Genomic DNA, 26,760 nt, shown 5'->3' with positions numbered 1-26,760 from the left:
TCAGACAAAGTCCGCCAAACGGCACAAAGGACACCGCTTCGCCGTCGAGCTTGTGTCCGGTGGTGTCCTTTCAGCCACGGCGTGGCGGACTAGTCCATTGCTGCGGAGGGTTGCGACCGGCGTAGGAGGTACGTCGTCGGGGCCAGGGCGGACCCTACCGCCAGGATCAGGCAAAGTGCGCCGATGCCCAGCAGGATGCCCCACGGCACGGTCGTTGGTACATCGGCCAGACCTGAGGTCATCGCGTGCCGGATGAGCACCCCGACCGTCACCGTGATGACGGTCCCGAGACTGAGCGCGATCGTCCCGACCAGCGACGACTCCCAGAGCACCATGCGCCGCAGCTGTGCCGGCGTCGCGCCGAGCAACCGTGAGGTGACGAACTCGTGGCGGCGCTGCAGGCTGCCCATCAGGAGCGTGTTGGCGATCGCGATAGCGCTGTAGAGTGCCGCCGGCCCGAGCAGCATGACGAGCCCAAGCCGGTTCCCCTCCCGAACGCCCTCCGCCTGGTCGGCCTCCCAATCGGCAGCCAGCTGCGCACCGGAGATCCGCTGCACAAGATCGGCGGCCGACACCCCGTCGGCCGGCAGCACGAAACTCCGCTCGACCTGCGCCTCCGGTGCATGCTTGCGCGCGACGTCGAGCGGGATCAGGAACGACGGGTTCACGCCGAACGCGTCCTTCACGATCGCGACCACCCGAAGCTTCACCGCGGTCCGGTCGGGGAACACCACCGGGATCTCGTCACCGACGCGATAGCTCTCGAACCCCGCCATCTCCTTGCTGACGGCAACCGTATTGCCGGTCAGCCCGGCGAGAGATCCGGACCGCACGCTCAGGTCCCGCGTCTGCGACGCGACGGCCGGATCGATCCCTTCAGCGTCCTGGAGCTCCGCGTAGTCGGCCGCGACCCGCACCACCTGAATCGGCAGCCCCGCATCAACCGCCTTCGTCCCTGCGCTGTCAACGGGTGCAGAGCCGGTGACGACGATCGGCGCCCGAACCGCGTCCCGGATGGTCGCCGCCGCGCTGTCTGCGGCAAAGCTGAGGCTCAGCACCATAGACCCGGCGATCGCCGAGATCGAGAGGATCGGCGCCGCGAGGGACGCGCTCCGCCGCGGTGCGGCGAGCACATTGCTCCGTGCCAGCCGCCCCGAGACCTGCGTCCACGCGACCAGCGGCACCGCCCACACTCGTCCGACGAGGGGTACGACGAGCGGCGCGAGCAACGTCAGCGCGATCACCATCACCATCGGCGTGAACATCGCGAGCGGTACGGCGCCCTCACCGCTCGACGGCCGGATCAGCGTCAGCATGGTGATCGCGCCGGCCAGGAACAGCACCCCGAACACGACCCGTACCGGCCCGATCCGCGGCGGCTCCAGAGCAGCCTCCCGCAACGCGTCGATGGGCGCGACCTTGCCCGCACGCCGGGCCGCCGAACGCGCACCGAGCATCGCGACCAGCAACCCGGCCCCGACGGCGATTGCGAGCGGGACCCACGGCGACGCCGGCTCCAGCTTCACGGGTGCCAACTCCGTGTACGACGCCTTGCGCAGCAGCAGCGGCGTGGCGAGCTGGGCCGCGATCGCCCCGGTCAGCGACGCGGCGACCGCGACCGCGACCGCCTCGCCGAGCACCATCCGGCGGATCTGCCGCGGCGTCGCGCCGATCAACCGCAGCAGCCCGAGCTCCCGCCGCCGTGATGCGACGGCGAACGCGAACGTGCTGGCGATCACGAAGATCGTGATGAATCCGCTGATCGCTCCGACCATGCTGAGCACGGTCTGCAATCCGGACACGTCGGCGTCCGACAACGGCACCTTCACCTTCTGCGGCGCCGTACCGTCGCCGCCGAGGGTGGTGACGCTGATGCTCGCGGAGGTCGGCCCGTGGTACGCGACCGTGGCGGCAGTCGCGGTCGCGGCCAGCCCGAGCAGGAACACCCCGACCGCGAGCGCCACGAACGAACCGGCGTACAACGATCGGTGCCGGCCGACGGTTTGCCGGCTGAGGAACAACATCATCGCTCCAGATCGCTCATGGCCGCCGCGATCTGCGCGGGTGTGGCGCGGTCGAGGTGGCCGGCGAGCAGGCCGTCGGACAGGAACAGCACGCGCTCGGCGTACGCGGCCGCGACGGGGTCGTGGGTCACCATCACGACGGTCTGTCCCGCGCGATCGGTTGCCTCGCGCAACAGTCCGAGGATTTGCCGGCTGGTGCCGCTGTCCAGTGCGCCGGTCGGTTCGTCGGCGAAGAACACCGAGGGCCGGGTGATCAGCGCCCGCGCGATCGCAACCCGCTGTTGCTGCCCGCCGGACAACTCCGCGGGCCGCCGCTTCGCCTTCCCCTCCAGACCGACCTGTTCGAGCACCCGCTGTACGTCGTTCCGCGCCGGGCGGCGACCGGTGAGGCGCAGCGGGAGCGCGACGTTGTCGTAGACGGTCAGCGACGGCAGCAGGTTGTACGCCTGGAATACGAAGCCCATCTCGGCCCGGCGCAGCTTCGTGAGCTCTACCTCGTTCAGTCCGAGGAGCGTGACTCCGTTGAGTACCACGGTCCCGGTGGTGGGATGGTCGAGTCCGGCCGCGCACTGCAGCAGTGTCGACTTGCCGGAGCCGGACGGGCCCATCACGGCAGTGAACGAGCCTCGCGCGAAGTGGTAGGTCACCCCGCGCAGCGCGTCGACCGCTCCGGCCTTGGAGCGGTACGTCTTGGTGATGCTGTCCAGTAGCAGCGCAGGCCGCTCGGCCGGTGCGGTGGACGGATAAGTGGGCGCGGTAGCGGTCATAGTCCCAGCAAACCGTCGTACGGCGCTCTTAACCCTGGTCCACGGGGGAGACCTGCAGTAGCGCGCACGCTACCGCCCCAGAGACCAGAGCCCGCCTAGGGTTGGGCCATGACCGTGTGGGCCGCATTGGCGTCGCCGCGCTACCTCATCTCGTCGTGGCCGTGGCGGAGCTATGCCTACCTGCTCACGTCGGTGCCGATGGGTGGGGTGTCGATCGTGGTGCTGATCGGCCTGGCCGCGTTGAGCGCGGTGCTGAGCCCGATCCTGATCGGGATCCTGATGCTGACGGCGTTCCCGCTGATCGGCGCGGCGATCGGGTGGGTCGAGCGGCGGCGGGCCGGACTCATGCTGCTCGACGGCATCAAGAGCCCGCACGCGAAGCTGCCGGCCGGGCTCACGCGGCGGGCGAAGCTGACGTTCCGGCGGCGCGAGCAGGCGTCGATGCGAGCGCTCGGGTACGGCTTCGTGCTCGGCGTGTTCGTCTGGCCGTTGAGCGCAGCCTTCGCGGGACTCAGCGCGACCATCCTGCTGACGACGCTGGCCGCGCCGGTGATCGCGGACGGCGACGAGATGGGCATGGGGCCGTGGACGCTGGGCACGGCGTGGGAAGGGCTCGTGTTCCTGGTCCTGTTCGGGCCGGTGTTCTACGCGGTCAGCTCGTACCTGCTCGGGGTGATCGCCGGGGCGGAGGCCTCGCTCGCGAAGGCGATGCTCGGACCGCGGCAGGAGGAGCTGCAGCGGAATCTCGCCGAGCTGCGTCGTTCCCGCCTGGACCTGGTGGACGCGTTCGAGACCGAGCGGGTGCGGATCGAGCGGCACCTGCACGACGGCGTACAGCAGCGGCTGGTCGGGCTCACGATGACGCTCGGCCTGGCCGAGCTGGACCTCCCGGAGGGTGAGGGAAAGCGGTTGGTGGTGAAGGCGCACGGCGAGGCGGAGGCGGCGTTGGCGGATCTGCGGGCCGCCGTACGGGGCATTCATCCGCGGGTGCTGGTGGATCACGGGCTGGAGGCCGCCGTACGGGAGGTGGCGGATCGGATGCCGCTGCCGGTCACGCTGCAGTTGTCGGTCCCGACGCGGTTGCCCGGGCCGATCGAGGCTGCGGCGTACTTCGTGGTCAGTGAGGCGCTGGCGAACGTCGCGAAGCACGCGCAGGCGTCGACATGCGAGGTGACTGGCTGGGTGGACCGCGACCGGCTCGTCATCACAGTGCAGGACGACGGCGTCGGCGGAGCGCAGCTGGGCGCCGGGACGGGTCTCACCGGGTTGGTGACGCGGTTGGACGCCTTGGGCGGCACACTCGACGTCGACAGCCCACCTGGTGGGCCGACGCGACTGAGGATGGAGTGCCCGTGCCGACTCGGCGACTGAGCATCGTGCTGGCGGAAGACTCACTGCTGCTGCGGGAGGGTTTGGCCAGCATCCTGGATCGCGCCGGACACGAGGTACGAGACACCGTGGGAGACGGCGACACGTTGCTGGCCGTCGTCCGCAAGGACCCGCCGGACATGGTGATCACCGACGTACGGATGCCGCCGGGGCACAGCGACGAGGGGCTGCGGGCCGCGGCGGCGATCCGGGCGGAGCTGCCCGCGATCGGGATCCTGGTGCTGTCGCAGTACGTCGCCGACGCCTACCTCTCGTCGTTGCTGGAGACAACCACCGGCGGGATCGGGTACCTGCTGAAGGACCGGGTCGGGCATGTGACCGAGTTCCTCGAGTCGCTGGACCGGGTCGCGGACGGCGGGACCGTGGTCGACCCCGAGGTGGTGCGGCAGCTGCTGGCACGGCGGCGGAACGACGGGCCGCTGGCGGCGCTGACGCCGCGCGAGCTGGAGGTGCTCGCCCTGATGGCGGAAGGCCGGGTGAACGGGTCGATCGCGGAGCAGCTGGTGGTGAGCGAGGCCGCCGTACGCAAGCACGTCGGGAATATCTTCGCCAAGCTGCGGTTGGACGAAGGGTTGGACCGGCGCGTTTCCGCAGTGCTGACGTATTTGAGGGGTTAGTGATGGACGAGGCGATTCGGAAGATCCTGGCCGAGTGCGAGACGTGGGCCGTGGTGGGGTTGTCGAACAACACCGAGCGGGCGGCGTACGGCGTGGCGCGGTTCCTGCAGAGTCACGGGAAGCGGATCGTGCCCGTGCATCCGGCGGCGGAGACGGTGCATGGCGAGCAGGGGTACGCGACGCTCGCGGACATCCCGTTCCCGGTGGACTGCGTGGACGTGTTCGTGCGGTCCGAGCTGGCCGGGGACATCGCGGACCAGGCGGTGGGAATCAACGCGAAGGCGGTGTGGTTCCAGCTCGATGTAGTGGATCAGGACGCCTACGCACGAACGACGGACGCGGGTCTCACGATGGTGATGGACCACTGCCCGGCGATCGAGTGGGGACGCCTCGGACCGATCTCTTCCGAAGGGCTGTGATGTTCACGATCGACACGTCCACCGGCTTCGGCAAGCGGATCGCACGGCAGCTCGACGACGAACGGGTGGTCTGGCTGACCACCGTCGGCCCGTCAGGCACGCCGGCGCCGACTCCGGTGTGGTTCCTCTGGCACGACGACCAGGTCCTGATCAGCAGCCAGCCGGACAAGGCCAAGCTGCGCAACGTCGCCGGCCACCCGCAGGTCACGGTCAACTTCAACGCCACGCACGGCGGGGGAGACGTCGGCGTCATCTCCGGTACGGCGGTCATCGACCCGGACCCGCTCAGCGGCGACGCGCTGGCGGCGTACAACGCGAAGTACGCCGACGACATCGCCGGCCTCGGAATGACCCCGGACCAGTTCCACGCCGACTACTCGGTCCTGATCCGGATCACCCCGAAGAAACTGCGCGGTTTCTGATCCGGCGCAGCTAGTTCAGATAGCCCTCGACGGTATCGCTGGAGCGGGCGGTGGCGTCGTCGGGGTTTTCGCCGAACTCGCGCTTGGCGCGCCGCTGGCGGAGCAGGTCCCAGCATTGGTCCAGCTCGACCTCGAGCGCCCGCAGCCGGGTCTGCTCGTCGGCGTTGTCCACCTGTCCCGCCGCGTGCTTGGTCCGCAGCTCGTGCTCCTCGGCCACCAAGTCGTCGATCCGGCTGAAGATGCTCTTGTCGTCGCTCATGAGGAAACTGTACGGCCGTCCGGAAGCTTGGACCGGGACAGGAGCTCCGTGATCACCAGGATCGCGATCGCCTCGGCCGCGACCAGGCCGATCAGTACGACGAGTTGGAGAGCGGCTGCCTGGATCGGTGAGGCGCCGCCGAGGACCATGCCGACGAACGCGCCGGGCAGCGTGACGAGGCCGACCGTGCGGGTCTGATCCAGGGCCGGAAGGAGGGCGTCGCCCGCGACCGGGCCGACGACGAGCTTGAATGCGTCCGGTTGCAGCAGCCCGATCGACAGTCCCGCCTCGAACTCGCCGTACCGGGTGCCGTACTCGCTCAGCACGCGCCGTCCGGCGAGCGTGGTCGCGGTCATCGCGCCGCCGACGATGATCCCGCCCATCGGCAGGATGCTCGCCGGGTTGCGCGGTACGACGCCCGGCAGGATCAGGAGCAGCAGTACGGCGAACGCTCCGCTCCCGATCGCGGCGGCGCAGTACATCCACTGCCGCGGAACGACTACGGTGTGCTGCAGCCGTCGCGTGCTCGTGACCGTCGCGACCACGAACATCAGCAGTACGAACGCGATCGCGCCGAGCGTGTGCTGCAGCGCGATCCCGACCACGGCCCCGACTGCGGCGAGTTGCACGACCGCACGTAACGCCGCGGTGACGATGCCCTTGTCGTGCCGGAGCCCGGCGTACCGCGAGGCGCCGACCCCGATCGCGATGAGCAACGGCAGGACGACAACGGCGGCCCAGCCGAGCCCGGTGTGAAGTGTCATTTATTGGGACATTTACTTGAAGTCGGCCTCGTCGTACGTCTGGCCGCCCGTCCCGCTCTCGACCTTCGCCGCCTCGTCCGCGCGCAGCTCGACCCGCCGGATCTTCCCGGAGATGGTCTTCGGCAGCTCAGCGAACTCGATCCGCCGGATCCGCTTGTACGGCGCCAGGTGCTCACGACAGAACGCCAGGATCTCCCCAGCCAGCTCCCGTGATGGTGCGTGGCCCGCAGCAAGTACGACGTACGCCTTCGGTACGGCGAGCCGCACCGGATCCGGCGACGGTACGACGGCCGCCTCGGCGACGGCCGGGTGCTCGATCAGCACCGACTCGAGCTCGAACGGCGAGATGCGGTAGTCGCTGGCCTTGAACACGTCGTCCGAGCGCCCGACGTACGTGATGTATCCGTCCTCGTCGCGGCTCGCGATGTCGCCGGTGTGGTAGTACCCGTTGCGCATGACCTCCGCGGTCATCTCGTCAGCGTCCCGGTACCCGCGCATCAGCGGGACCGGCGCGGGCGCCAACTCGATGCAGATCTCGCCGTCGTCACCGATCTCGTCCGTCGACGGGTCGATCAGCGCAATGCTGTACCCAGGCAGCGGGCGCCCCATCGAGCCGAGCTTCACCGGCTGACCGGGCGGATTCCCGATCTGCGCCGTCGTCTCGGTCTGTCCGTACCCGTCCCGGATCGTGATGCCCCAGGCGTTACGGACCTGCTCGATCACCTCGGGATTCAACGGCTCACCGGCCGAGATGCACTCACGGATCCGGACCTCGACCGCGGACAGATCCGCCTGGATGAGCATCCGCCACACCGTCGGCGGTGCGCAGAACGTGGTCACGCCGTACTCCTGCAGCACCTGCAGCATCTTCTCGGCGTTGAACCGGGTGTAGTTGTAGAGGAAGACAGTCGCGCCGGCGTTCCAGGGCGCGAACACGTTGCTCCACGAGTGCTTCGCCCAGCCGGGCGACGAGACGTTGAGGTGTACGTCGCCGGGCTGCAGGCCGATCCAGTACATCGTGGACAGGTGGCCGATCGGGTAGCTCACCTGCGTGTGCTCGACCAGCTTCGGCTGGCTCGTCGTACCGGAGGTGAAGTAGAGCAGCAGCGAGTCGTCGGCCGCGGTGTCGACCTCCGGAACGGGGCCTTCGTAGATCTCGGAGTCGGCGTAGGCCAGCCAGCCTTCCGTCGGCTCGCCGACCGCGACGCGGATGCAGTGGTCCGCGATCCCGGCATACCGATCGGCGTCGGTGCCGCTAGTGACGACGGCACGGACGTTGCCGCGGGAGATGCGGTCCGCGAGGTCGGCGTCGGTGAGCAGGGTGGTGGCGGGGATCATTACCGCACCGGCGCGGATGCAGCCGAGCATCGTCTCCCACAGCTCGACCTGGTTGCCGAGGACGATCAGCACGCGGTCGCCCGGCTTCAGGCCGGCCTCGGTCAGCCAGCCGGCCACCTGGCGGGACCGTTTGCCCATCTCGGCGTACGTCCGCGAGTTGACCTCGCCGTCTTCCTCGACGATCGTCAGCGCGGCCACCTCGGCCTGCTCGACCGCGAGCGCGTCGAACCAGTCCCGCGCCCAGTTGAACCGCTCGAACGCAGGCCAGCTGAAGTCCCGGTACGCCGTCTCGTAGTCGTCCCGATGCGCTACCAAGAAGTCGCGCGCGGCCCGGAACTCCCGGGTGACCTCCGAAGTGCTCTGCTCCGTCGACATGTTGCGCACACTACCCATTGAGGGCGAGAACGGCTCCCGTGACGACCAGTGGCGTAAGGATGAGTCCGCGCCACAGGAAAGACCACCAGGAGATGTCCACGCGGGCGGCGTCACAGCGTGCCCGCCAGAGCAGTGTGGCGAGCGAGCCCCACAGGGTGAGCAGGCAGCCGCAGTTGACGCCGATGAGCAGTGCGAGCATGCGGTGCGGGCTGTCCGCGGCGACCGGTTCCATGGCGAGGTACGCCGGGAGGTTGTCGAACAGGTTCGCGCCGAGCGCAGCGGTCGCGCTCAATCGCAGCTCGGAGGTGGTGCCGGCGACTCGCCGCAGCACGTCCTCGAGCCCGTGGGAGCTCAGGAACCCGACCACGATGAACAGCACCACGACGGTGCCGACCAGCTTGAACGGGATCAGCGACCACTTGAGGACGCTGCGCCGCCGTACCGCGAACAGGACGACCAGCACGAGCGCCCCGATGCTCGCGGGCCACGCCACCTCGATGCCTGACACGAACGCCGGGCCAAGCAGCAGGCAGACACCCGCCGAGCCCCAGAACAGGACCTTGTCCTCGACCGCAGGTGTCGGCGGGACGACATACCGGCGCGGCAGGTCGCGGTGGAAGAGCGCTGCGAGCACCAGGACAGTGATGACGATCGCTGCGATCGCAGGGCGCCAGCTCACGGACAGGTAGTTGACGTCCAACTGGCGGAACGGGTGCAGGGCGAGGAGGTTCGTGAGGTTGGACACCGGCAGCAGGAGGGACGCCGTACCGGCCAGCCAGACGGTGGTGAACGCGAACAGCTTCGGCGGGATCTGCAGCTGGCGGGCCATCGACAGCACAACAGGTGTCAGCAGCACCGCACAGGTGTCCAGAGACAGCACGATGGTGAGTCCTGTGGCCAGCGCGACGACCAGCAGCCAGAGCCGCCAGACCCGGCCGCGGGCGAGGTGCGCGGCCTCCCGCGCCGCGACGTCGAAGACCTTGGCCTGGTCGGCCAGCTCGGCGATGACGGTCACTGCGACCAGGAACACGAGCACCGGCGCGATCCGCTCGACCAAATTCGGGTCCTCTCCAGTGGCTGTTTGAGTACGCTGTCTAGGTGCCGGACCAGTATGACCACGAGCCTCCGGACGGCTATCCGGCGGAGTACGAGGCCGATGTCGTCCTGCGGGACGGCGCGACCGCGCACCTGCGGCCGATCACGCCGGACGATGCCGCGCTCCTGGTGGCGTTCTACGCCCGGGTGTCCGAGCAGTCGAAGTACTACCGCTTCTTCGCCCCGTACCCGGAACTGTCCGACCGCGATGTGGCGAGATTCACGCAGGTCGACTACCACCAGCGGCTGGCACTGATTGTCACGGTCGGTGACGAGATGATCGGCGTCGGACGCTACGAGGGCACCGGACGCAGTACGGCGGAAGTCGCGTTCCTGATCGAGGACGCGCACCAGGGCCGCGGACTCGGGCAGCTGCTGCTCGAGCACTTGGCGCAGGCGGCCCGGGAGAACGGCATCCACCGGTTCGTCGCCGAGGTGCTGCCGGACAACCGGAAGATGATCACGGTCTTCACCGAGGCCGGCTACAAGGTCGCCCGCGAGTTCGAGGACGGCGTGATCATGGTCGAGTTCGACATCGCGCCGACCGACACGTCGTTCGGGGTGATGCAGGCCCGCGAGCAGCGCTCCGAGGCGCTGTCGATCGCGCGGCTGCTGACCCCGTCCTCGGTCGCTGTGATCGGCGCGAGCCGCCGCGAGGGCACGATCGGCAACGCCCTGCTGCGCAACCTCCGCGACGGCGGCTTCCCTGGGCGGCTGTACGCCGTGAACACCGACACGAAAGCGGCCGAGATCGAGGGCGTCCCGGCGTACCCGACAATCCGGGAGGTCGAGGACACCGTCGACCTCGCGGTGGTCGCGGTGAAGGCGGACATGGTCGCCGACGTCGTCCTGGACTGCGCCGCCAAGGGCGTGCGCGGGCTGGTCGTGGTGTCGAGCGGGTTCGCGGAGATCGGTGACGAGGGGCGCAAGCGGCAGCGGTACCTCGTCGGTCTCGCGCGGTCCTACGGCATGCGGGTGATCGGGCCGAACGCGCTCGGCCTGATCAACACGGCCACCGGAGTCTCGCTGAACGCGACGCTGTCACCGCTGATGCCGAGCAAGGGCCGGGTCGCGTTCTTCTGCCAGTCGGGCGCGCTCGGCGTACCGATCCTCGCCGACATGGTGGGGCGTGGCCTGGGGCTGTCGAGCTTCGTGTCGGCGGGCAACCGGGCGGATGTCTCGGGCAACGACCTGATGCAGTACTGGTACTCCGACGAGGCGACCGAGGTCGTGCTGCTGTACCTGGAGTCGCTCGGCAACCCGCGCAAGTTCAGCCGGGTGTCGCGGAGGCTGGCCGGGCGGAAACCGGTGATCGCGCTGAAGTCCGGGCGTGCCACGCAGGGCGTGCCGGTCGGACAGATGGTCCGGCGCAGCCATTTGCCGCCGGCAACCATCGAGTCGATGTTCCGGCAGAGCGGCCTGATCGGTGTGGACACCACCGGTGAGCTGTTCGACGTCGCGCAGTTGCTCGCCCACCAGCCGTTGCCGAAGGGCCGCCGGGTCGCGATCGTCTCGAACTCGGACGCGCTGACGCTGCTCGCGCTCGACACCATGGCGGGCTGCGGCCTGGACGTCGCGGGCGAGCCGCGGAACCTGAGGGCCGACGCGACCCCGTCCGACTTCGGTCTCGCACTGTCCGAGGTGTTCGCCGACGACAAGGTGCACTCGGTCGTGGTGATCTACACACCGCCGGTGCAGTCGAACGGCGGCGAGGTCGCGCAGGTGCTCGCCGCCGCGGCCGCGGGTTCGGACAAGCCGGTGGTGTCGACGTTCCTCGCGTCCCGGAGTGTGCCCGCCGAGCTGCAGGTGCCGGACGAGGACGGCGGTGCCGCACGCGGCTCCATCCCGTCCTTCCTCAACCCGCAGTACGCCGTCGGCGCGCTGGCGAAGGCGACGCAGTACGCCGAGTGGCGACGCCGGTCGGACAGCCGGATCCCGGACCTGCCGGACATCGACACCGCCGGGGGAGAGGACTTCGTCGCGGACTTCCTGCAGCGGCACCCGACCGGCGCGGACCTCGACGAGGCCGATCGGCAGCGGCTGCTCACCTTCTACGGCATCTCGGTGCTGCCGGCGTTCCCGGTGCAGTCCGCGGACGAGGCCGTCGACCGGGCCGCGGACCTCGGGTTCGAGGTGATCCTGAAGGCGACCGCGGAGCAGTGGCGGATGCGGCCGGACCTCGCCGACATCTGGCGGCACATCCACGACGAGGAGGACATGCGCGCGGCCTGGGCGGAGATGACCCACATGTTCGGGGTCGCGTCGGATCCGGGGCGGGCGCAGTTCGTCGTGCAGAAGATGGCGCCGCCCGGCGTACCGGTGGTGATCTCGACGATCGAGGACGTCTCGTTCGGGCCGGTGGTGACGTTCGGGCTGTCCGGCGTCGCGACGGATCTGCTCGGCGACCGCTCGTACCGGATGCCGCCGCTCACCACCCGCGACGCGGCCGAGATGGTGCGCGAGGTCAAGGCCGCGCCGCTGCTGTACGGCTACCGCGGCTCGGACCCCGTGGACATCCCCGCGATCGAGGATCTCCTGCACCGGGTCTCCCGCCTCACCCTCGACCTCGAGGAGGTAGTCCGCCTCGACCTCCGCTCAGTCCTCGTCTCCGCCCAAGGCGCCACCGTCCTCGACACCCGAATCCGCATCGCCCCGAACGAAAAGCCAAGACAAGACACCCCCGCCCGCCGCCTCACCTAACGCGCGTCGTCACATGCGCGTGTAGATGCTGTTCTCGCGGACGAGAAGTCTCGCGTCGACCAGCCCGCGGCGGAGGGCGGCGTGGTCGGGGTGCCAGCGGTTGAGGATCTCGTTGACCTCGGACTCGGGGTAGCGGCGGCCCACCTCGAACGACTGCACGAAGTACTCCAGGACGATCTGATACTTGTCCGGGAACGTCGGGAAATGCGTCAGCCGCCCGTCGCGGATGAACGACTTCAGCACGTTGTCGCGCGCCGGATCGGGATCCAGTGGAACTCGCTCCGGCCGGCTCTCCCGTACGGCGTCCTTGAACGCGGCCTCGTCCGCCGTGAACCCGTCCCGGCTCGCCGCGATCAGTCCGCCCTTGGTCAGCCGCTGCAGCGCCTTCACCACGACCGGCGCGGGGAGCCCGGTGCTCCCGGCAACCTGGTCGGGGGTGGAGGCGCCGAGGACGATGGCGGAGTACGTCCGCAACCTCGACGGTTCGGCCAGCAGACCACAGAGCTGATCGGCGTTCATGCCTTTCACGCTAACGCTCACCGCAACCTGATTAGGATCGGCGGCATGCAGCCTGGACCGCACAGCGCGATCACCGATGTCCCTGGAATCCTGGTCGGACAGGTCGAGCGCATGGACCCGCCGTACCTGACCGGTACGACGGTCGTGCACGTGCCGGGGACGGCCGTCGCCGGAGTCGATGTCCGCGGTGGCGCGCCCGGCACCCGCGAGACCGACCTGCTCGCGCCGGTGAACTCGAACGGCGGCGTGAATGCGATCGTCCTGACTGGCGGCAGCGCGTTCGGGCTCGACACCGCCGGCAGTGTGATGCGCTGGCTGGAGGAGCGCGGTGAGGGCGTCCGCGTCGGCCAGGGCGAGTACGACGTGGTGCCGATCGTCCCGACCGCGGTGATCTTCGACCTCGCCCGCGGCGGCGACTTCAAGGCCCGTCCGGAACCGTCCTGGGGAGCGGACGCGATCGCCGCCGCCACCGACGGTCCGGTTGCCCTGGGCAACCATGGTGCCGGGGCCGGTGCCCGGGCGCGGTCGCTGAAGGGCGGCGTCGGCTCGGCGAGCGTCCGGCTGGACGACGGTACGACGGTCGGCGCGCTGGTGATCGTGAACGCGGCCGGCTCCACGGTCGATGCCGACGGCAACCTGTACGGCGCCCGCCTCGGACTCGGCGACGAGTTCGCGCACCTCCGGACCCCGGTCGAGCCGCCCCCGCCGTTCGCCCCGGGCCGCAACGTGATCCCAGGCCCGTCGATGAACACGGTGATCGCAGTCGTGGCCACCGACGTACCGCTGGACAAGGCCGCGACGCAGCGGATGGCAATGGTCGCGCACGACGGGCTGGCGCGGGCGATCGACCCGATCCATACGCTCGTCGACGGCGACAGCATCTTCGGGCTCTCGACCCGGACGTCGGACGAGCCGCGGCTGAGCGTGACCGATCCGACCGCGCTCGGCCAGCTGGAGACCGTGTACGCCGCCGGCGCGCGGACGCTGTCGCGGGCGATCGTGCACGCGATGCTGAACGCCGAGTCGGTGGAGACCGAGGCCGGGACGATCCCGAGCTACCGCGACGCCTACCCGTCGGCGTTTCCGACTGATTGACGTACGACCGGAGTCGTACGCCGTACTGTCGAAAGGCGCCCGATTGCGTCTTCAAGACCCGTCCGCAGGCCGACGATCGCAGGCGGTGATCGCGACAGGCTCTGGGCATGAACTTTCAGAATTCCCAGCCGCAGATTGTGTTGAGCGGGCACGACCTGGTCAAGCACTACGGCAGCGTCGTCGGCCTGGCCGGCGTAGACGTCGCTGTCCGGTCCGGCGAAGCGCTCGCGGTCATGGGTCCGAGCGGCAACGGCAAGACCACCTTGCTGCACGTGCTCGCCGGCATCCTCACGCCGGACCAGGGCGAGGTGTGGCTGGGCGGTGAACGTGTCGACCAGTTGAACGACGCCGCCCGGACGGTACTGCGTCGTCGCCGTCTCGGCTTCGTGTTCCAGGACAACCAGCTGCTCGCCGAGCTGCCCGCGGACGAGAACGTCGCCCTGCCGCTGATGGTCGACGGCCTGAGCCGGCGCGAGGCGATCGGACGGGCGCGCACGACCCTCGCCCAGGTCGGGCTGGCCGCCGAGGTCGGTCGTCGACCGGGCGAGCTGTCCGGCGGTCAGGCACAGCGGGTCGCGATCGCCCGGGCGCTGGTCGGCGAGCCGCAGGTGGTGTTCGCCGACGAGCCGACCGGCGCGCTGGACGCGGCCACCGGTTCACAGGTCATCGATCTGCTCGTAGGCGCCGCGACCTACCGCGGTGCCGCAGTTGTCGTCGTCACCCACGACAACGCCGTAGCGGCCCGCTGCCACCGGGCTCTCCACATCGTCGACGGCCGAGTCAGCGACGCCATGGGAGCCGTGCGATGAATCCGATGACTGAGCTCGGCCTGCGGTTCGTGCGGCGTCCCGGGCCTGGCGGACGTGCCGCGAACCTGGCGGCGTTCGGCGCGACCGCGGTGGTCGCGCTGCTCGTCACCTTTCTGATTGCCGGCTCGCTCGGCTTGTCGCAACGGTCCGAGCGGATCGGGTGGCGGAGTGCGGACAAGGCCGATCCGGCGACCGCGATCGGCTCGCTGAACCTGGACGACGACCAGCGCGTCGACGGCCACCGCCTGAGCGTTCTCGACCTCGCGATCCTCCGCCCCAACGAGCTCGCTCCACCGCCCGGCCTCGACCACACACCCAAGCCGGGTGAGGTCTTCGTCTCGCCTGAGGTCGCCAAACGCTGGTCCAGCCTTGCCAAGCAGTACGGCGTCGACAAGCCGACCGGTGTGATCACCGACAAAGGCCTGTCCTCGCCAGAAGAGTTCATCATCATCCGCGGCGTCCAGACGATCTCTGCCGACCAGCATCCGCAGTACGTCAGCAGCTGGAACGAGAAGGTTTGGGACAGCCGCATGCTCGGTCTGCTGATCGCAGTGGCGTTCGGCATCATCCTGGTGCTGTTCCCGATCCTGAGCCTCGTCGGACAGGCCGCTGGCGTCGCAGCCAAGCGCCGCGAGCACCGACTAGCCGCACTACGTCTCGCTGGTGCCACCCGGACCCAGGTGCTCTGGCTGAGCGCAGTAGAACAAGCGGTGCTCGCTGCGGCAGGTGCAGTCGTCGGTCTGGTTGGCTACACCGTTCTGAGCCCACTGATCGCGCAGATCCCACTCGGCGGTGGACGCTGGTACGTCGGTGACATCACGGTCCAGTGGTGGACAGTCCTCGTCGTACTGGTCGCCGTACCCGTCCTGTCTGTCATCAGTGCGCTCATCGGCCTCGGACGCGTCAGCATCACTCCGCTGGGCGTCGTACGCGGTCAAACGCGCAAGGGCCTCAGCGTGCTGCGCATCGGGTTGCTGGTCATCGGTCCGGTGATGCTTGCGTACTACGGGATGAAGGCGGCCGTGCTGCCGTTGCTGATCGCGGTCGGCTTCGCGGCACTCGCCGTACGCGTGGTCGGGCCGTGGGCGGTGCAACTGGTGGGCAAGGCGATGGCGAAGGCGGCAAACGGACCTGTGACGTTGCTGGCCGGTCGACGCCTGGTGGACGACCCGAAGGGCGCTTTCCGACCTGTGGCCGCACTGGTGCTGTCCGGCTTCGTCACTGGGTTCATCTCGGTGTTCATGCCCTCTGGTGAAGACGACCCGACCTTCAACGACATGCGGATCGGTGTCGCGCTACTGCTCTCGCTGGTCTTCCTGACCGTGGCTGCCTCGACTGCTGCGGGAGCAGTGGGTACGGCGCTGGACCAGGCAGCTCCTGCTCGGGCGCTACGACGGTCCGGAGTACCGCTGTCGGTGATCGAGCGAGCGGCCCGGGTCGCGGCCGTCGTACCGGTCGTCGGGGTCGGCCTGCCTGTGGTCGGGTTCGGTGCGCTGTGCGGGCTGGCGTTGAGCGGCGGCAAGATGATCACCCAGGGGAGCTCCGGCGTACTGCTGCTGCTCGGGCAGGTCGTCGCCGGGCTCGTCCTCGTCACCGTCGCCGGCGCTGCCGGCGCACCGGTCCTGCGGAAGGCAAGTGCGAACTGATCGCGGTTGTCCACAAGGGTCAAACGCTCCGGGGCGCGATCGTGCAAGGATGAGGGTATGCGTGACCTGAATACACCGGAGCTCGCGGACGCGTCGGCGGACCTGCGCGGCGCGATCGATCGGTGCGGCTATTACCCCGACGTGGTGACCGACTCGCTCGAGGTGGCGATCGCCGGCGAACCGATCCGGGCCTACGTGCTCCAGCACGAGCCGACGTTCGACCGCGACGAGGTCCGGCGGCACATCACGATCCTGGCGCTCACCCCGACCCGGCTGATCGTCGGGCACACCGACGAGCACGCCGCCGACGAACTGATCCGCGCGCCGTACGCGTCCACCTCGACCGAGGCGATCCCGCTGCACCGGGTGAACGCGGTCGTGGTGAACCGCGTCGTCCCGAACCCGGCGGGCTACGCCACCGGCAAGGCCGACCCGGCGGTGGCGGGCAGCGGTGAAGTGGTGCTGACCATCGGCTGGGGCATGGTGAACCGGATCGACCTGGAGCCGGCCGTCTGCGCGGACCCGAACTGCGAGGCCGACCACGGGTACACGGGTTCGGTCGCGTCCGACGACATCTCGCTGCGGATCAGCGCCGCGGCCGACGGGCCGGCCGGGATCCAGCAGGTGCTCGAGTTCGCGAAGGCACTCTCGTTCGCGACCACCAGCAGGTAGCGCCGTGATCGAGCCGGTTTCGCCGCAGTACGGCGGCGGCGCGCTCGCCGACGTCCTGCCGTCGGTGGCCGGCGCGCTGTCGGTGCCGGGGGAGACCAACCTCCTCGGCCTGCCACCCACCTCCCGGTACGCCGTCCTCCTGCTGGACGGACTCGGCTGGAAGCTGCTCCAGCGGTACGGCGACGCCGCGCCGTACCTGTCGTCGCTGATCCCGAAGAGCCGCAGTCTGACCGCCGGTGTGCCGTCGACGACTGCTGTCAGCCTGACGAGTCTCGGCACGGGTCTGCCGCCAGGTGCGCACGGCATCGTCGGCTACACGTCGATCGTCCCGGAGACCGGCGCACTGCTGAACGCGCTGTCCTGGGACGCGCCAGTCGACCCACGTCGCTGGCAGCCGCACGGGACTGTGTTCGATCGGGTTGCGGCAGCAGGTGTTGCGACGCGCAACGTGAGCAAGGCGCGGTTCGACACGTCCGGGCTGACCGCAGCCGCGTTCCGGGGCAGCGCACACCGCGGCGCCGACACTGTCGAAGACCGTTTGGACGCGACCCGTTTCGCGAGCCGGGAAGGGCAGTCGTCGCTGGTCTACGTGTACGACTCGCAACTCGACTACATCGGCCACCAGCAGGGCTGCGACTCCTGGCAGTGGCAGAAGGAACTCGGCGCAGCCGACACGTTCGCTCAACAGGTGCGCTCGGCGCTGCCGCGTGACGCCGTACTGCTCGTTGTCGCCGACCACGGCATGATCGACGTCGCTCCCGAGCACCGCGTGGACCTGGACGCCGAGCCCGCCCTGACCGAAGGCCTGACCCTCATCGGCGGGGAGTCGCGCTTCCGTCATCTGTACTGCGTTCCCGGCGCCGAGGCCGACGTACTGGCCGTCTACAAGGAACGGCTGGGCGAGAAGGCCCTCGTACTGACCCGCTCCGAGGCGATCGCGCGTGGCTGGTTCGGTCCGGTTGTCGAGGACCGAGTGTCACCGCGCCTCGGGGACATCATCGTCGCGGCGCTCGGACCGCTCGCGCTGGTAGCCAGCCGCCGACACGCCCAGGAGGCGGGGCTGATCGGCCTGCACGGCTCACTGACCCCGGACGAGATGGAGATCCCGCTGCTCGTCGACGCGGGGTACTAGAAGCTCCAGACATCCCAGAAGAAGCTGGTGCTGGCGGTCTTCGCTTCGCCGTCGCGGGCGGTGACAGTCACCTTGTACCGGCCGGCGCCGGGTGTCAGCACGCCGGTGATCCAGCCGCGCTCGGCGTCGATGGTGAGGCCGGGCGGCAGGCCCGTGGCCGAGTAGCTGATGTCACCAGTGCCGCCGGTGCCCTTCAGCAGCAGCGGGACCGCCGGGATGCCGCCGACGCCGAGCTGCTCGGACGGCTGGGTCACCGAGATCGCGCCCTGCGGCTGCGCGGACGCTGCGCCGACCGCCTCGGCCGCGTCGACGAGACCTTCGCCGTAGTACGAGTTGTTCCCCGCGGAGCCGGAGCACTCACCGGAGGCCGCGGGCGGGCACGCGAGGTCGTTGGCCTGCTGGGCGAGCCGGGTGCGGACCTGCTCGGGGTTCAGCTTCGGATCGACGCTGCGCAGCAGGGCCGCGACGCCGGCGACGTGCGGCGACGCCATCGACGTACCGTCGAGGACCTTGTAGCCGCCGCCCGGCACCGTCGAGTACACGGCCTGGCCCGGAGCGGCGAGGCTGATCTTGCCCTCACCGAAGTTCGAGAACGGCGACTTCGCGCTGGTCGGGTCCACCGACGCGACCACGACGACGTTCGGCAGCTCGGTCGGGAGGCTGATGCAGTCGTTCGTGACGGTCCGGTCGCTCGGCGTCGAGTCGTCCGGGCTGGAGGGATCCACGGTCTTGTTGGCCAGGTCGTCGTCCTCGTTGCCGGCCGCGGCGATGTTCACCACGCCCTTGCTGTCCGAGTACGCGACGGACCGGCGTACCGCTTCCGCGATCGCGTCCTGGTCCTTGTCGGTCGGGCAGTTGTACAGCCACGGGTCGACGTAGTAGCTGTTGTTCGTCACCGATACGCCTTTGTCGGCGGCGAACATGAACGCGCAGACCGTGTTCTCCGGGAAGAACAGCTGGCTGCCGGCCTCGGCGACCCGGATCGACGACACCTTCACGCCGGGCGCGACCCCGACCATCCCGATGCCGTTCTTCACGCCGGCGATCGTGCCCGCGACGTGCGTGCCGTGCTCGCCGACCGGCCGCCACGCGCCCGGCCGGGTGTCGGCCTTGCCGTACGCGCAGGACGCCGACCGGGCCGCGTCGAAGTTCGCCTTCAGGTCCGGGTGCTGGTCGTCGACCCCGGTGTCGAGGACGCCGACGGTGATGCTCTTCGAGCCCGGGTTCTTCGCCCAGGCGCGGTCCGCGCCGATCTGGGTCATGTCCGAACGGTCGTTCTCCGGCTGCGTCGTCGCGGTCTCCGGGACCGCCGGCGGGACGGCCGGGCTGCCGACGTCCGCAGGCAGGTCGCTGGTACGGGTGGCGCCGGCCTTCTCCACGCCCTCGACGCCGCGCAGCTTGTCCGCGAAGTCGGTGGCCGTCGAGTGCGCCACGATCACCCCGATCGCGTCGTACGTCGCATACACCGTGCCACCGTTCTGCGTGATCGCGCCGGTCACCTTGGCGGTCTGGTTCGGCGCGGTGATCACGAAGTACGCCCGGAGTCCCGCCTCGGACCGGGTCGGCGCCGCATCGGCCGGAAGGGTGGCGGAGGCGACGACCAGGAAGGCCGCGAGGACGAGGAACAGGGCTTTGCGCACAATCCATTCAAGCTGAACGGAGGCTCAGAACCCAACCCACCCCTCCGACACACCCCGGCGTGCGTTCCGGACCCTTGACTTGGCAGGATGTTCGCCCGTGGCGGAGCTCCTGTATTTCACCGGGACCATGGACTGCGGCAAGTCGACGCTGGCGCTGCAGATGGATCACAACCACAAGGCGCGCGGGAGGCTCGGAAGGATCTTCACCAGCCACGACCGGGCGGGCGAGTCGGTGCTCTCGTCGCGGCTCGGGCTGTCCGCGGACGCGGTCGAGGTACGTCCGGAGTTCGACTTCTGGGACTACGTCGTCCACGAGCTGACCCGCGGCGGCCGGATCGACTACGTGGTGTGCGACGAGGCGCAGTTCTACAGCCCGCTGCAGATCGAGCAGCTCGCGCGGCTGACCGACGAGCTGCAGATCGACGTGTTCTGCTTCGGCATCCTGACCGACTTCCGGGCCACGCTGTTCCCGGGATCGGCGCGGCTGGTGGAGCTCGCGGACCGGATGGAACTGCTCCAGGTCGAGGCGCTGTGCTGGTGCGGTGAACGGGCCACGCACAACGCCCGTACGATCGGTGGGGAGATGGTGACCGAGGGCGAGCAGCTGGTGGTGGGCGACATCGTGTCGCTGGACCACGAGGTCGCGTACGAGGTCCTCTGCCGCCGGCACCACCGCCGCCGACTCACCCAGGCCCGCGCCCGCGCCACCCTGTCACCCGAAGTCCTGCCGTTCGGAGGAGCTGCGTCATGAGCCCGTTGATCACCGTTGACGACCTGCGGGCGCTCGGCGCCGCTCCGGTGCTGGTCGACGTCACCTGGAACCTGGCCGGGCCGCCCGGCAAGGAGGCGTACGATGCCGGCCACCTGCCCGGGGCGTACTTCGTCGACCTCGACACCGAGCTCGCGTCCGCGCCCGGCCCCGGCCGCCATCCGTTGCCCGCCGCAACCACAGTGACGGAGACGTTCCGCCGGCTCGGCATCAGCTCCGCCGACACCCCGGTCGTGGTGTACGACGCCGCGAACTCGATGTCCGCTGCCCGCGCCTGGTGGGTGTTCAGGTACTTCGGGCTGGCCGACGTACGCGTCCTCGACGGCGGCCTGGCCGCGTGGACGGCCGCCAGGGGAGAGGCCACCGTGGAAGTGCCGGCTGATGGTGCCGGCACCTTCACCGCCACACCCGGACACCTGCCGGTTCTCGACGCCGACGGCGCTGCTGCCGTGGCCGCGAAGGGCATCCTGCTGGACGCGCGGGCGCCGGAGCGGTTCGCGGGCGAGGTCGAGCCGATGGATCCGGTCGCCGGCCACATCCCGGGCGCCGTCAACGCCCCGACGACCGCGAACGTCGACGAGACCGGGCACTTCCTCCCTCCCGCCGACCTCCAGGCCCGCTTCACCGCACTAGGCGTCACACCGTCGACCGAAACCGCGGTCTACTGCGGCTCCGGAGTCACCGCCGCCCACGAAGCCCTCGCCCTGGAATCCGCCGGCCTCCCCGCCACCGTCTACATCGGCAGCTGGTCCGAATGGATCACCGACCCCACCCGCCCCGTCGCCACGGGCTCCGAGCCGCCAGTCTGACCCATCTTTGAGAAGCCACCGACCATTTCGCGGCCCCGGATATGGTCGGTGGCTTCTCAAAGATGGCGGGGGCAGGCGTCTGCGAGGGGCCGTCGCCCGGGGACGAACGGTTGACTTCGCGTGCGTGGTGCGGGACTGTGGGTCAGAAATCGATTTCCCATCTCAACCGCCCCTGGGAGTCAGTCGATGATGAAGCGATCCACGTTCCTGCGCGCGGCCGTCGGCGCCGGCGTACTGGCCGCTCTACCAACCGCCGTCCCTGGCCGTGCTTTCGGGAGGAGCCAGGCTGTGCTGACCAACAAGGTGGCCGATCTGACCGGGCCCGGTCTGACCGACAGGTTCCGGATGGCGGCGACCGACCTGGGGATTCCGGCGCGGACGCCGGACGGGCGGCTGCTGTTCATGTTCGGCGACACGTTCGAGGAGGCGCGCGTCGGCGGCGGCTGGTGGCGGTCACCGGTCGCGCTGTGGTCGACGACCTCGGACCTGAACGGCGGCGTGCAGTGGTCCGGCGCCGTCGGGGGAGACGCGGCGCAGCAGCTCTGGGACTACCCGCACGACAATCCGACGTTCTCGACCGTGCTGCCGTCGGACGTGATCACGATCGGCGGGTCGATGTACCTGCACGCGATGGTGAACAAGGGCCTCGGAAACGTTGTCTGGACAGAGATCTGGCGCTCGGACAACTCGGGTGCGAGCTGGTACCACACCGGTGCGAAGTTCGACCCGAACATCGACGGCGGGATGTTCCAGTTGCTGACGTGGGGGCTGGGGAACGACGGGTACGTGTACGTCTACTCGACCGGATTCCAGCGCAACAAGCCGATCATCCTCAAGCGCGTCCGCCAGGAGCAGATCGCGGACCCGGCGGCCTACGAACCGTGGGGTTACCGGGACGGGGTCTGGGCGTGGGGCAATCCCGCGACGCCGATCCTGACCGGGAGCTTCGGTGAGATGAGCCTGCGTCCGCTCGGCGGCAAGTGGGTGCTGACCTGGTTCAACGCCGGCGACTACCGGATCGACGGCATGATCATGGACACGCCGACCTCCAACCTCTATACGGCATACCGGCAGACGCTGATCTACGGCGGCGCGTGGGGATCGGAGGACGACAATCACGTCGCCCAGCTGTACGGCGGGTACGTCATCCCCGGCTCGACGCTCTCGGACATGCATCTGTCCGTCAGCCAGTGGAACACCGACAACGGCTGGCCGTACCGCGTCATGCAGTTCCGCGTCCGGGGCTTCGGCTAAAGCTCGAGCACCATCGTGTCGGAGGTGCCGACGACGCCGACCTTCCGGAACCCGAGTGATTCGTAGAGCTTCCGCGCCGGGTTGTCCGGATCCACGCTGAGCGAGAGCTGTCCGTACGACGCCGCACGCGCCTGTGCGATCAGCTCAGTCAGCACGCCCCGGGCGACGCCGCGCCGCCGAAAGCCGGCCGCCACGCCGAGGGTCAGCTCAGGTACGTCGGCCGCGATGTACCCGTACCCGGGCCGCTCCGCGGTGAGGCACCGCGCCCACGCCGCACCCGCGAGCGAGCCATCGACCTCCGCCACCACCCCGAAGTCACTCTCGCGCGGCCACCCGTCGAGGTACCTCCACGCATGATCATCACCCCGCGCCTTCCCCTCGTCGTACCACGGAGTCCCGTCCCAGTTACACGCCTCAAGCAACATCTCGATCAGGAACGGAAGGTCGCCACGGGTCGCCGGTCGCAGCTGCATGCTGCTCATCATTCCTCGCCGGCGACCGCGTCCACCACCGCTTTAGCCGGGTCCGGCGACCCCGATCAGGTTGCCTTCGGGGTCCGTGAACTGCCCGACGACCAGCTTCCCCGGTACGCCGTCCGGCCCGAACACCCGCCGTCCACCGAGTTCCTCGGCCCGCAGCAGTGCCGCCTCGACGTCATCGACGCCGATGTAGAACAACACCTTTGCCGGGAGCGAAGCGCCGCCACCGACGCCTCCGTTGAGCCCGGCGTCACCGGTGAACCCGTACTGTCCGGGCTCCGACACCTGTCCGGAGACCGTGTCGCCGACGTCGTAGCTCCACCCGAAGAGCTCTCGGTAGTAGGCCCGCAGTGCGGCCGGATCGCTGCCGATGATCTCGAAGTGCACGACCTGGTTGGCCATATCCGTCTCCTCTCGTCACAGGTACATCGGAGCACGGCCGCCCGGCTCGACGTTTGCGAAAGCGTTACCGCAGCGGATTCCACCGAGGTCTTGAGTTAGTAACACGCTTGGTTTAACTTACTCGGGACCTGGCCGGTGTGTGGCTCAGAGCACATCGGCGGCATCCGGAAACCTGAGGAGTTCCGATGACGAGAGTGAGCAGGTGGGGCGCCGCCCTCGGCGTGGTTGGGCTGGTGCTCGCGGCGGGGTGCGCGAAGGATACGACGCCCACGTCGTCCGGTGGCGCCGGCGGCGGGATCGACCAGAGCGCGCCGGTCACCATCACGATCGGGGACCGTCCGACCCCCGACAAGCCGAACGACCTGAAGGCGTTCAACCAGAAGATCGCCGACTTCACGGCCAAGAACCCGAACATCACGGTGAAGTCGACCGAGACCTCGTGGCAGGCGCAGACGTTCCAGGCCCAGGTGGCCGGTGGCACGCTGCCGACGGTGATGAACATCAGCTTCACCGAGCCGGCCAACATGATCCCGAACAAGCAGCTGCCGGACATCACCGACGAGCTGAAGCTGGTCGACCTGACCAAGGATCTGAACCCGAACGTCCTGAAGATCGTCCAGGACGCCAACGGCCGGATCTACGGCGTTCCGATCGACGTGTTCTCGGTCGGTATCGCGTACAACCGGAAGCTGTTCACGCAGGCCGGGCTGGACCCGGACAAGCCGCCGACAAGCTGGGACGAGGTCCGGCAGTACGCCAAGCAGATCGCCGAGAAGACCGGCAAGGCGGGGTACGCGCAGCTGACCACGAACAACACCGGTGGCTGGATGCTGACCACGATGACCTACAGCATGGGAGGCACGGTCGAGAGCCCGGACGGCAAGAAGAGCACGTTCAACGATGCCCCGACCAAGAAGGCGCTGCAGCTGCTCAAGGACATGCGCTGGACCGACAACTCGATGGGCAGCCGGTTCCTGTACAACCAGGAGGAGGTCCGCCAGGACTTCGCGGCCGGCAAGATCGGCATGGTCCTGCAGGCGCCGGACGCGTACGACATGAGTGTGAAGCAGTTCGGCATGAAGCCCGCCGACTTCGGTGAGGGCGCGCTGCCGCAGGACGGCGGTCCGCATGGCACGCTGACCGGCGGCTCGCTGAAGATGATCAGCCCGAAGGCGACCAAGAACGAGGTCGTCGCCGCGCTGAAGTGGATCAAGTTCGACGTGTTCGACAAGTACACGACCGAGTCGGTCGCGGTCCAGGACGCCAAGAACTCGATCGCCGACAAGGGTTTCGTCGGCCGGCCGGGGATCACGCCGCTGAGCCAGGCGACGTATGACCAGTTCAACAAGTGGCGTGAGCCGTACGTGAACGTGCCGGTGAAGCAGTTCCAGGGCTACATCGATTCGACGACGTCGCTGAAGCTGCTGCCCGAGCCGTCGAACAAGGGCCAGGAGGTCTACTCGCTGCTCGACCCGGTGGTCCAGCAGGTGCTCACCAAGAAGGACGCGGACATCGACAAGCTACTGAGCGATACGGCCTCGAAGATCGACGCGCGTCTGGCCCGGTAGCCCATGTTCCAGCAACGAACGCAGAAGTCCGGCCGGAGTGTTGCCACCTGGTACCGCTCCGGCGGGCTGAGCGCCATCTTCTTCGCCCTGCCCCTGGTCCTGATCTTCCTGTACTTCTCCTGGGGCCCGATTCTCCGCGGACTGGTGCTCAGCTTCCAGAAGAACAACCTGGTGCTGCCCGCCGAGTGGGTCGGCTGGTCGAACTTCAGCTACGTGCTGACCGACCCGCAACTCCCGCAAGCGGCTCTCAACACGCTGTACTTCGCCCTCCTGGCACTGATCTTCGGATTCCCGGTGCCCCTGTTCCTGGCCGTGTTCATCAGCGAGCTGCGCAAGACCGGCTGGCTGTACAACGTGCTCTCGTACCTGCCGGCCGTCGTACCGCCGGTGGCCGCGATCCTGTTGTGGACGTTCTTCTACGACCCGAGCAGCGCGGGCGTGTTCAACTCGATCCTCGGCTGGTTCGGGCTCGGGCCGTTCGCCTGGCTGAACTCGCAGACCTTGGCGATGCCCGCGATCGTGCTCGAGGCGACGTGGGCCGGGGCCGGTGCCACGTCGATCATCTACCTGGCGGCGCTGACCGGCGTACGGACGGAGTTGTACGAGGCGGCCGAGCTGGACGGGGCGGGGATCTGGAGCCGGGTCTGGCACGTCACGCTGCCGCAGATCCGCGGAATCATCCTGATCATGATGCTGCTGCAGCTGATCGGGACGTTCCAGGTGTTCACCGAGCCGTTCCTGTTCACCGGCGGCGGCCCGAACAACGCCACCACGACGGTCCTGCTGCTGATCTACCGGTACGCGTTCATCAACGGCGACTTCGGCGCCGCAACCGCGCTCAGCGTGCTGCTCGCCGGGGTGCTGTGCGTGCTGTCGCTCGTCTACCACTTCGCCACTCGCCGCTGGAGCACTCCATGAGCTACGAGCGCGGAATCATCTCGACCAAAGACCGGCAGCGAGGGGTGATCCGGTACGGCCTGCCGGCGATCCAGGTGCTGATCTTCATCACGGTCGCGGTCGCGGGCGTCGGCCCGCTGCTCTGGCTGCTCAAGTCCGGTGTCTCGACGAGCCAGGACATCCTGAGCGGCCCGATGCAGCTGTGGCCGTCGGGCATTCAGCTGAAGAACATCCCCGACGCCTGGAACCGCGTGCAGATCGGCGCGTACCTCGGCAACACCGCGTTCATCGCGATCGGCTCGATGATCTCGACGCTGTTCGTGTGTACGACGGGAGCCTTCGTCCTCAGCATCCTGCGGCCGAAGTGGGGACCGGTCGTCACCGGCGCCGTACTGGCGACGCTGTTCCTGCCCGGTGTCATCTCGCTGGTCCCGCTGTACATGACGGTCCTGAAGATGCCGTTGCTCGGGATCAGTCTGCAGAACACGTTCTGGGCGGTCTGGCTGCCGCAGGCTGCCGGCGCGTTCAACATCCTGGTGATGAAGCGGTACTTCGACTCGATCCCGCGCGAACTGATCGAGGCCGCCCGGATCGACGGCGCGAGCAACCTGAGGTTGTTCACGGCGCTGATCCTGCCGCTGTCGAAGCCGATCGTCGGAGTCGTCGCGCTACTGACCGTCATCGGTTCGTGGAAGGACTACCTCTGGCCGCTGCTCGTCCTGCCGGACCCACGGCTGCAGCCGATCTCGGTCGCGCTGCCGCGAGTGCAGAAGACCACCGAGATCTCACTGCAGATGAGCGCGTTGTTCCTCGCGGTTCTGATACCTGTCGTGTTGTTCTTGGTGTTCCAGAAACAGTTCCTGCGCGGCGTGGGCATGGCCGGAGGTATCAAAGAGTGAG

General features: G+C 68.8%; 26 protein-coding genes. 16 read left to right on the top strand and 10 right to left on the bottom strand.

The window, feature by feature from the left end; all coding sequences use genetic code 11:
- Nucleotides 1–89 precede the first annotated feature (89 nt).
- Nucleotides 90–2,027 carry an FtsX-like permease family protein gene (locus ACLJOO_RS36010; protein WP_410792157.1) on the bottom strand — a complete coding sequence of 646 codons (1,938 nt, stop codon included), beginning with the start codon at nucleotides 2,025–2,027 and terminating at the stop codon, nucleotides 90–92.
- Nucleotides 2,024–2,791 carry an ABC transporter ATP-binding protein gene (locus tag ACLJOO_RS36005; RefSeq protein WP_410792156.1) on the bottom strand — a complete coding sequence of 256 codons (768 nt, stop codon included), beginning with the start codon at nucleotides 2,789–2,791 and terminating at the stop codon, nucleotides 2,024–2,026. The genes ACLJOO_RS36010 and ACLJOO_RS36005 overlap by 4 nt, the downstream gene beginning before the upstream one ends.
- Before the next feature lie 108 nt (nucleotides 2,792–2,899).
- Here ACLJOO_RS36005 and ACLJOO_RS36000 point away from each other — a divergent pair, with 108 nt between their 5' ends.
- The 4 genes from ACLJOO_RS36000 to ACLJOO_RS35985 are packed head-to-tail and all read left to right on the top strand — an operon-like array spanning nucleotide 2,900 to nucleotide 5,638.
- A complete protein-coding gene (locus tag ACLJOO_RS36000) occupies nucleotides 2,900–4,162 on the top strand; it encodes a sensor histidine kinase (protein WP_410792155.1) in 1,263 nt (420 codons plus the stop codon).
- Nucleotides 4,144–4,797, top strand: coding sequence for a response regulator (locus ACLJOO_RS35995; RefSeq protein ID WP_410792154.1), 654 nt, complete (start codon nucleotides 4,144–4,146; stop codon nucleotides 4,795–4,797). Before ACLJOO_RS36000 ends, ACLJOO_RS35995 begins: the two co-directional genes overlap by 19 nt.
- 2 nt (nucleotides 4,798–4,799) lie before the next feature.
- Nucleotides 4,800–5,216 carry a CoA-binding protein gene (locus ACLJOO_RS35990; protein ID WP_410792153.1) on the top strand — a complete coding sequence of 139 codons (417 nt, stop codon included), beginning with the start codon at nucleotides 4,800–4,802 and terminating at the stop codon, nucleotides 5,214–5,216.
- The gene (locus ACLJOO_RS35985; RefSeq protein WP_410792152.1) at nucleotides 5,216–5,638 is read left to right on the top strand and encodes a TIGR03667 family PPOX class F420-dependent oxidoreductase; all 423 of its coding nucleotides are present in this window, start codon (nucleotides 5,216–5,218) and stop codon (nucleotides 5,636–5,638) included. Before ACLJOO_RS35990 ends, ACLJOO_RS35985 begins: the two co-directional genes overlap by 1 nt.
- Before the next feature lie 10 nt (nucleotides 5,639–5,648).
- On the opposite strand, the gene ACLJOO_RS35980 is transcribed toward ACLJOO_RS35985, so the two are convergent.
- The 4 genes from ACLJOO_RS35980 to ACLJOO_RS35965 are packed head-to-tail and all read right to left on the bottom strand — an operon-like array spanning nucleotide 5,649 to nucleotide 9,431.
- The gene (locus tag ACLJOO_RS35980) at nucleotides 5,649–5,897 is read right to left on the bottom strand and encodes a DUF2630 family protein (RefSeq protein WP_410792151.1); all 249 of its coding nucleotides are present in this window, start codon (nucleotides 5,895–5,897) and stop codon (nucleotides 5,649–5,651) included.
- On the bottom strand, nucleotides 5,894–6,661 hold the full coding sequence (locus ACLJOO_RS35975) for an ABC transporter permease (RefSeq protein WP_410792150.1): 768 nt from the start codon (nucleotides 6,659–6,661) through the stop codon (nucleotides 5,894–5,896). The genes ACLJOO_RS35980 and ACLJOO_RS35975 overlap by 4 nt, the downstream gene beginning before the upstream one ends.
- Nucleotides 6,662–6,673: 12 nt before the next feature.
- Entirely contained in the window at nucleotides 6,674–8,374 is a 1,701-nt protein-coding gene (locus tag ACLJOO_RS35970; RefSeq protein WP_410792149.1) for an AMP-binding protein, read from the bottom strand.
- A gap of 10 nt (nucleotides 8,375–8,384) precedes the next feature.
- Complete coding sequence (locus ACLJOO_RS35965) at nucleotides 8,385–9,431, bottom strand: SLC13 family permease (RefSeq protein WP_410792148.1); 1,047 nt, start codon at nucleotides 9,429–9,431, stop codon at nucleotides 8,385–8,387.
- A 41-nt stretch (nucleotides 9,432–9,472) separates the two neighbouring features.
- Here ACLJOO_RS35965 and ACLJOO_RS35960 point away from each other — a divergent pair, with 41 nt between their 5' ends.
- Nucleotides 9,473–12,169, top strand: coding sequence for a GNAT family N-acetyltransferase (locus tag ACLJOO_RS35960; RefSeq protein ID WP_410792147.1), 2,697 nt, complete (start codon nucleotides 9,473–9,475; stop codon nucleotides 12,167–12,169).
- 9 nt (nucleotides 12,170–12,178) lie between these two features.
- Here ACLJOO_RS35960 and ACLJOO_RS35955 read toward each other — a convergent pair whose 3' ends face one another.
- Nucleotides 12,179–12,688, bottom strand: a complete 510-nt coding sequence (locus ACLJOO_RS35955; protein ID WP_410792146.1) for a DUF2087 domain-containing protein — start codon at nucleotides 12,686–12,688, stop codon at nucleotides 12,179–12,181.
- Nucleotides 12,689–12,733: 45 nt separating this feature from the next.
- Here ACLJOO_RS35955 and ACLJOO_RS35950 point away from each other — a divergent pair, with 45 nt between their 5' ends.
- The 5 genes from ACLJOO_RS35950 (at nucleotide 12,734) to ACLJOO_RS35930 (ending at nucleotide 18,042) form a co-directional block, all read left to right on the top strand.
- Entirely contained in the window at nucleotides 12,734–13,783 is a 1,050-nt protein-coding gene (locus tag ACLJOO_RS35950) for a P1 family peptidase (protein WP_410792145.1), read from the top strand.
- Nucleotides 13,784–13,890: 107 nt separating this feature from the next.
- The gene (locus tag ACLJOO_RS35945) at nucleotides 13,891–14,592 is read left to right on the top strand and encodes an ABC transporter ATP-binding protein (protein ID WP_410792144.1); all 702 of its coding nucleotides are present in this window, start codon (nucleotides 13,891–13,893) and stop codon (nucleotides 14,590–14,592) included.
- On the top strand, nucleotides 14,589–16,238 hold the full coding sequence (locus ACLJOO_RS35940) for an FtsX-like permease family protein (protein WP_410792143.1): 1,650 nt from the start codon (nucleotides 14,589–14,591) through the stop codon (nucleotides 16,236–16,238). The genes ACLJOO_RS35945 and ACLJOO_RS35940 overlap by 4 nt, the downstream gene beginning before the upstream one ends.
- Before the next feature lie 57 nt (nucleotides 16,239–16,295).
- Nucleotides 16,296–16,910 (top strand): DUF5998 family protein, encoded by a 615-nt coding sequence (locus tag ACLJOO_RS35935; RefSeq protein ID WP_410792142.1) that lies wholly within the window; start codon nucleotides 16,296–16,298, stop codon nucleotides 16,908–16,910.
- 4 nt (nucleotides 16,911–16,914) lie between these two features.
- Nucleotides 16,915–18,042 carry an alkaline phosphatase family protein gene (locus tag ACLJOO_RS35930; RefSeq protein ID WP_410792141.1) on the top strand — a complete coding sequence of 376 codons (1,128 nt, stop codon included), beginning with the start codon at nucleotides 16,915–16,917 and terminating at the stop codon, nucleotides 18,040–18,042.
- Here ACLJOO_RS35930 and ACLJOO_RS35925 read toward each other — a convergent pair.
- The gene (locus ACLJOO_RS35925; RefSeq protein ID WP_410792140.1) at nucleotides 18,039–19,682 is read right to left on the bottom strand and encodes a S8 family peptidase; all 1,644 of its coding nucleotides are present in this window, start codon (nucleotides 19,680–19,682) and stop codon (nucleotides 18,039–18,041) included. The genes ACLJOO_RS35930 and ACLJOO_RS35925 overlap by 4 nt on opposite strands.
- Before the next feature lie 97 nt (nucleotides 19,683–19,779).
- Between ACLJOO_RS35925 and ACLJOO_RS35920 the strand changes: the two genes are divergently transcribed.
- The 3 genes from ACLJOO_RS35920 to ACLJOO_RS35910 all read left to right on the top strand — a co-directional run bounded on the left by ACLJOO_RS35920 (nucleotide 19,780) and on the right by ACLJOO_RS35910 (nucleotide 22,514).
- Nucleotides 19,780–20,433: a thymidine kinase gene (locus ACLJOO_RS35920; RefSeq protein ID WP_410792139.1), complete on the top strand. Its 654-nt coding sequence runs from the start codon at nucleotides 19,780–19,782 to the stop codon at nucleotides 20,431–20,433.
- On the top strand, nucleotides 20,430–21,260 hold the full coding sequence (locus ACLJOO_RS35915; RefSeq protein WP_410792138.1) for a sulfurtransferase: 831 nt from the start codon (nucleotides 20,430–20,432) through the stop codon (nucleotides 21,258–21,260). Before ACLJOO_RS35920 ends, ACLJOO_RS35915 begins: the two co-directional genes overlap by 4 nt.
- 186 nt (nucleotides 21,261–21,446) lie before the next feature.
- Entirely contained in the window at nucleotides 21,447–22,514 is a 1,068-nt protein-coding gene (locus tag ACLJOO_RS35910; RefSeq protein WP_410792137.1) for a DUF4185 domain-containing protein, read from the top strand.
- On the opposite strand, the gene ACLJOO_RS35905 is transcribed toward ACLJOO_RS35910, so the two are convergent.
- Entirely contained in the window at nucleotides 22,511–22,987 is a 477-nt protein-coding gene (locus ACLJOO_RS35905) for a GNAT family N-acetyltransferase (RefSeq protein WP_410792136.1), read from the bottom strand. The two genes, ACLJOO_RS35910 and ACLJOO_RS35905, sit on opposite strands and share 4 nt — an antisense overlap.
- Nucleotides 22,988–23,029: 42 nt before the next feature.
- Entirely contained in the window at nucleotides 23,030–23,395 is a 366-nt protein-coding gene (locus ACLJOO_RS35900; RefSeq protein ID WP_410792135.1) for a VOC family protein, read from the bottom strand.
- 185 nt (nucleotides 23,396–23,580) lie between these two features.
- On the opposite strand from ACLJOO_RS35900, the gene ACLJOO_RS35895 reads away from it, so the two are divergent.
- The 3 genes from ACLJOO_RS35895 to ACLJOO_RS35885 are packed head-to-tail and all read left to right on the top strand — an operon-like array spanning nucleotide 23,581 to nucleotide 26,759.
- Complete coding sequence (locus ACLJOO_RS35895) at nucleotides 23,581–24,963, top strand: ABC transporter substrate-binding protein (protein WP_410792134.1); 1,383 nt, start codon at nucleotides 23,581–23,583, stop codon at nucleotides 24,961–24,963.
- A 3-nt stretch (nucleotides 24,964–24,966) separates the two neighbouring features.
- Nucleotides 24,967–25,881 carry a carbohydrate ABC transporter permease gene (locus ACLJOO_RS35890; RefSeq protein ID WP_410792133.1) on the top strand — a complete coding sequence of 305 codons (915 nt, stop codon included), beginning with the start codon at nucleotides 24,967–24,969 and terminating at the stop codon, nucleotides 25,879–25,881.
- Complete coding sequence (locus ACLJOO_RS35885; protein ID WP_410792132.1) at nucleotides 25,878–26,759, top strand: carbohydrate ABC transporter permease; 882 nt, start codon at nucleotides 25,878–25,880, stop codon at nucleotides 26,757–26,759. Before ACLJOO_RS35890 ends, ACLJOO_RS35885 begins: the two co-directional genes overlap by 4 nt.
- The last annotated feature ends 1 nt before the right edge of the window (nucleotide 26,760 follow it).

This window comes from Kribbella sp. C-35 (assembly GCF_046549195.1).
In the GTDB taxonomy this organism is placed as follows: Bacteria; Actinomycetota; Actinomycetes; order Propionibacteriales; family Kribbellaceae; genus Kribbella.
Note: the sequence above shows the minus strand (reverse complement) of the source record. Positions and strands in the feature narration are given on the sequence as shown.

Coding starts and splice junctions, on each gene's coding strand:
- ACLJOO_RS36010 (WP_410792157.1), bottom strand. CDS start 2,027: ATGATGTTGTTCCTCAGCCGGCAAACCGTCGGCCGGCACCGATCGTTG.
- ACLJOO_RS36005 (WP_410792156.1), bottom strand. CDS start 2,791: ATGACCGCTACCGCGCCCACTTATCCGTCCACCGCACCGGCCGAGCGG.
- ACLJOO_RS36000 (WP_410792155.1), top strand. CDS start 2,900: ATGACCGTGTGGGCCGCATTGGCGTCGCCGCGCTACCTCATCTCGTCG.
- ACLJOO_RS35990 (WP_410792153.1), top strand. CDS start 4,800: ATGGACGAGGCGATTCGGAAGATCCTGGCCGAGTGCGAGACGTGGGCC.
- ACLJOO_RS35985 (WP_410792152.1), top strand. CDS start 5,216: ATGTTCACGATCGACACGTCCACCGGCTTCGGCAAGCGGATCGCACGG.
- ACLJOO_RS35980 (WP_410792151.1), bottom strand. CDS start 5,897: ATGAGCGACGACAAGAGCATCTTCAGCCGGATCGACGACTTGGTGGCC.
- ACLJOO_RS35975 (WP_410792150.1), bottom strand. CDS start 6,661: ATGACACTTCACACCGGGCTCGGCTGGGCCGCCGTTGTCGTCCTGCCG.
- ACLJOO_RS35970 (WP_410792149.1), bottom strand. CDS start 8,374: ATGTCGACGGAGCAGAGCACTTCGGAGGTCACCCGGGAGTTCCGGGCC.
- ACLJOO_RS35955 (WP_410792146.1), bottom strand. CDS start 12,688: ATGAACGCCGATCAGCTCTGTGGTCTGCTGGCCGAACCGTCGAGGTTG.
- ACLJOO_RS35950 (WP_410792145.1), top strand. CDS start 12,734: ATGCAGCCTGGACCGCACAGCGCGATCACCGATGTCCCTGGAATCCTG.
- ACLJOO_RS35945 (WP_410792144.1), top strand. CDS start 13,891: ATGAACTTTCAGAATTCCCAGCCGCAGATTGTGTTGAGCGGGCACGAC.
- ACLJOO_RS35940 (WP_410792143.1), top strand. CDS start 14,589: ATGAATCCGATGACTGAGCTCGGCCTGCGGTTCGTGCGGCGTCCCGGG.
- ACLJOO_RS35935 (WP_410792142.1), top strand. CDS start 16,296: ATGCGTGACCTGAATACACCGGAGCTCGCGGACGCGTCGGCGGACCTG.
- ACLJOO_RS35915 (WP_410792138.1), top strand. CDS start 20,430: ATGAGCCCGTTGATCACCGTTGACGACCTGCGGGCGCTCGGCGCCGCT.
- ACLJOO_RS35910 (WP_410792137.1), top strand. CDS start 21,447: ATGATGAAGCGATCCACGTTCCTGCGCGCGGCCGTCGGCGCCGGCGTA.
- ACLJOO_RS35905 (WP_410792136.1), bottom strand. CDS start 22,987: ATGCAGCTGCGACCGGCGACCCGTGGCGACCTTCCGTTCCTGATCGAG.
- ACLJOO_RS35900 (WP_410792135.1), bottom strand. CDS start 23,395: ATGGCCAACCAGGTCGTGCACTTCGAGATCATCGGCAGCGATCCGGCC.
- ACLJOO_RS35895 (WP_410792134.1), top strand. CDS start 23,581: ATGACGAGAGTGAGCAGGTGGGGCGCCGCCCTCGGCGTGGTTGGGCTG.
- ACLJOO_RS35890 (WP_410792133.1), top strand. CDS start 24,967: ATGTTCCAGCAACGAACGCAGAAGTCCGGCCGGAGTGTTGCCACCTGG.
- ACLJOO_RS35885 (WP_410792132.1), top strand. CDS start 25,878: ATGAGCTACGAGCGCGGAATCATCTCGACCAAAGACCGGCAGCGAGGG.